The 3,465-nt window shown below is 73.7% G+C and carries 3 protein-coding genes; 2 read left to right on the top strand and 1 reads right to left on the bottom strand.

Going from position 1 to position 3,465, the window contains the following annotated elements; genetic code table 11:
* The coding region (locus IE249_RS38260) for a sensor histidine kinase (RefSeq protein ID WP_506367340.1) at window positions 1–1,216 on the bottom strand (1,216 nt) is incomplete at its 3' end.
* A gap of 129 nt (window positions 1,217–1,345) precedes the next feature.
* Between IE249_RS38260 and pyrF the strand changes: the two genes are divergently transcribed.
* Window positions 1,346–2,071 carry an orotidine-5'-phosphate decarboxylase gene (gene pyrF, locus IE249_RS23320; protein WP_189707510.1) on the top strand — a complete coding sequence of 242 codons (726 nt, stop codon included), beginning with the start codon at window positions 1,346–1,348 and terminating at the stop codon, window positions 2,069–2,071.
* Window positions 2,072–2,276: 205 nt separating this feature from the next.
* A complete protein-coding gene (locus tag IE249_RS23315; protein ID WP_189707508.1) occupies window positions 2,277–3,464 on the top strand; it encodes a S1 family peptidase in 1,188 nt (395 codons plus the stop codon).
* Window position 3,465 lies beyond the last annotated feature (1 nt).

Genomic DNA, 3,465 nt, shown 5'->3' with positions numbered 1-3,465 from the left:
ACACGGCGACGCGGCGCACCCCGGTGGCGGTGGCCGCGGGTTCCTCGCCGTGCAGCACGGGGTCGGCGAGGTCGACGGTGACGAAGTCGGCGAAGCGGGGGACGGCGACCTGCGCGAGTTCGTCGGCGGTGCGGGTGACGTCGAGGGTGGTGCCGATGCCGAGGCCGGCGTCGTAGAGCAGTTTGAGACGTTCGCGGGCGGTCTCGGCGCGGCCGGAGACGGCCTGGAGTTCGGTGGAGTCGCGCAGGGTGACGACGGTGCCCTTGGGGCCGCCGTCGCGGTCGGTGGGCCGCTGGTTGACGGCGAGGAGGCGGGGTCCGGCGAGGTGGACCTCGTCGGTGGCCTCGCGTCCGGAGCCGAGCAGGGTGACCGTCTCGGGCTCGAGGGCGGGCAGCTCGGTGACGTGCCGTCCCTCGGCGTCGGGCGGCAGGTCCAGGAGCCTTCGCGCCTCGTCGTTGGCGAGCAGCAGCCGGCCGTCGCCGGCGACGATGAGGACGCCCTCGCGCACGGAGTGCAGCACCGCGTCGTGGTGGTCGTACATCCTGGTCATCTCGTCCGGGGCGAGGCTGTGGGTCTGGCGGCGCAGGCGCCTGCCGACCAGCGCGGTGACGGCGGTGGCCCCGCCGAGCGCGGCGGCCCCGGCGGTCAGGATGATGGGGATCTGCCGGTCGACCTGGTTGGTGACGTTCTTGACCTTGAGTCCGGCGGAGACGAGGGCCACGACGTGGCCGTCCGGATTCTCGACGGGGACGGTGGCCTGCACTTCCTGGCCGAGGGGCCCGTGCACGCTCTCGGTGTAGACCCCGCCGGCCAGCGACGGCCCGATGGTGCCGACGAAGCGCTTGCCGATCCGGTCGGGCATCGGATGGGTGTAGCGGATGCCGTGGGTGTCCATGACGACGATGAAGTCGACCCCCGCCGACCTGCGCCCCGCCTCGGTCAGCGGCTGGAGCACCTTGGTCGGGTGGGGGGTGTGCAGGGCGGCGAGCAGCCCCGGGGAGTGCGCGAAGGTCTGGGCGACGGCCACGGAGCGGCGCTTCGCCTCGGAGTCGGTGTCGCGCTGGGACTGCAGCAGGAGGGCGAGTACCGCGAAGGCCACCAGCAGCACCACCAGCGCCACCTGCAGCACGAACACCTGTCCGGCGACGCTCCGCAGGCTCTTTCCCGCCGACGCACGCCAAGATATCCGGCGAAGGCGGGCAAAAAGGTCGGCCATTCGGCCTTTCTAGCATCACGGATCCCCCGCCGTCACGACCGCGGCCCGTGATCCTTCGCCGCGGGGCCGGCCGCGACGACACCGGGGACCGGCTGCGGACCGCCGCCGTAGGGGCCTGACAATGTTGTCGTGGACCACTTCGAACCGATCATCGTCGCCCTGGATTGTGACAACCGTCCCACCGCCGCCGGCATCGTCGAGCGGCTCGGGGACGAGTGCCGTTCCTACAAGGTCGGCCTGGAACTGCTGACGGCCGTGGGCCCGGACTTCGTCGGCGAACTGGTCGCCCGGGGCAAGCGGGTCTTCCTCGACCTCAAGCTCTTCGAGATCCCCACCTCGGTCGCCGCGGCGGTGCGTGCGGCGGGCGCGCTGGGGGTGTCCATGGTGACGGTGCACGGCATGGGCGGTACGGGCATCATGAGGGCCGCCGTCGAAGCGGCACGCGACTTCCCCCGGCTGCGCGTCCTCGCCCTGACCGTGGTCACGAGCATGACCGACGCGGACCTCGCCGACGTCGGCGTCGGCCGCCCGGCGCGGGACCAGGCGCTGCGGCTGGCGCGGCTGGCCGGGGCGGCGGGCTGCCACGGGGTGGTCGCGTCACCGCGGGACGTCACGGAACTGCGGCACGAGCTGGGCGGAGGCGCCCTGATCGTCGCGCCGGGAGTGGCACTGCCGGGGCAGTCGCCGGGCGAGCACGCCCACCCCTCGACACCGGGCGCGGCCCTGGCAGCGGGCGCCTCGCACATCGTGGTGGGCCGGGCGGTGACCCGGGCCGTGGATCCGGCCGCCGCGTTCCGGCTGGTACGGGCCGACTCGGTACAGGCCGACCTCGCGCGCCGACCGGAAGGGCGATGACCGGAAGGGCGCATCTCCGCAGAGCGCGCCACCGAAGAGCCCGCCTCGGCAGAGCCCGCCACGAGAAAAGCGCGTCATTGGCATGGACCTGAAAACCCCGTCTCGCTAAGCTCTCGGCAACCCGATGAGAGCGCTCTCAGGCTGCGGTTGTTCCACCCCCACCTTGCTGGAACGACGAAGGGCACCTTCCGTGAGACGCAATGTTGTGAGACGCGGGCGACTTCACCGCGCGCTCGTGGCCGCACTCGTACTGTTCGGCGCTGGCACCGCGGCCGGAACCGCACCGGCCTGGGCGTCGGCCTCCTCCCCGGCCGGCGCCCCCGCGGCCTCCGCCTCCCGAGCCGAAGACGCCTCCCTGTCCCCCGGCCTGCTGCGGGCGATGCGGCGCGACCTGGGACTCACCGCACTGCGGGCGAGGGCCCGGCTCGCCGCCGAGCGCGCCGCCGCCGCGCAGGAGCCGAAGGCCCGCGAGGCCGCCGGCGCCGCGAACGGCGGTTCGTGGTTCGACGCGCGGACGCAACGGCTCACCGTGGCCGTCACCCGCGACGCCTCCGCCTCGGCCGTACGCGCCGTCCGGGCCACCGGCGCCCTGGTCCGCACCGTGGCACACAGCGCCCGGCAGCTCGACGCGGCCAAGTCCCGTCTGGACCGCCTGTCCGCGCCCCAGGGCGTGAGCGGCTGGCACGTCGACCCGGCGGCCGGCGCGGTGGTCGTCGACGTGGTCCGCGACCGGCGCTCCGACAACGATGTCGAGCGCTTCCTCTCCCGCGCCCGCGCGGCCGGCCCCGTCGCCGTCCACCAGGTCGCCGCGGCGGCACGCACCTACGCGGCCGGCACGGTCGGCGGCGACCCGTACTACACCGGCAACGTCCGCTGCTCCATCGGCTTCTCGGTGTACGGCGGCTTCGTCACCGCCGGGCACTGCGGGCAGCCCGGAGCGGGCGTGAGCGGCTGGGACCACTCCTACATCGGCACGTTCCAGGGGTCGTCGTTCCCCGACAACGACTACGCCTGGGTCAGCGTGGGCAGCGGCTGGTGGACGGTGCCGGTGGTCCTCGGCTGGGGCACCGTCCCGGACCAGCTCGTGCGCGGTTCGGCCGAGGCTCCCGTGGGCGCCTCGGTCTGCCGCTCGGGCTCGACGACTCACTGGCACTGCGGCACGGTGCTCGCGCGCGACGAGACGGTCAACTACAGCCAGGGCGCCGTGCACCAGCTGACCAAGACCAGCGTGTGCGCCGAGCCCGGCGACTCGGGCGGCTCGTTCATCAGCGGCGACCAGGCACAGGGCGTCACCTCCGGCGGCTGGGGCAACTGCTCCAGCGGCGGCGAGACCTGGTTCCAGCCGGTCAACGAGATCCTGGGCCGCTACGGCCTGACGTTGCACACGGCCTGAT

Source organism: Streptomyces anandii JCM 4720, assembly GCF_014650655.1.
GTDB lineage: Bacteria > Actinomycetota > Actinomycetes > Streptomycetales > Streptomycetaceae > Streptomyces > Streptomyces anandii.
This window is presented reverse-complemented; position numbering and strand designations above follow the sequence as displayed.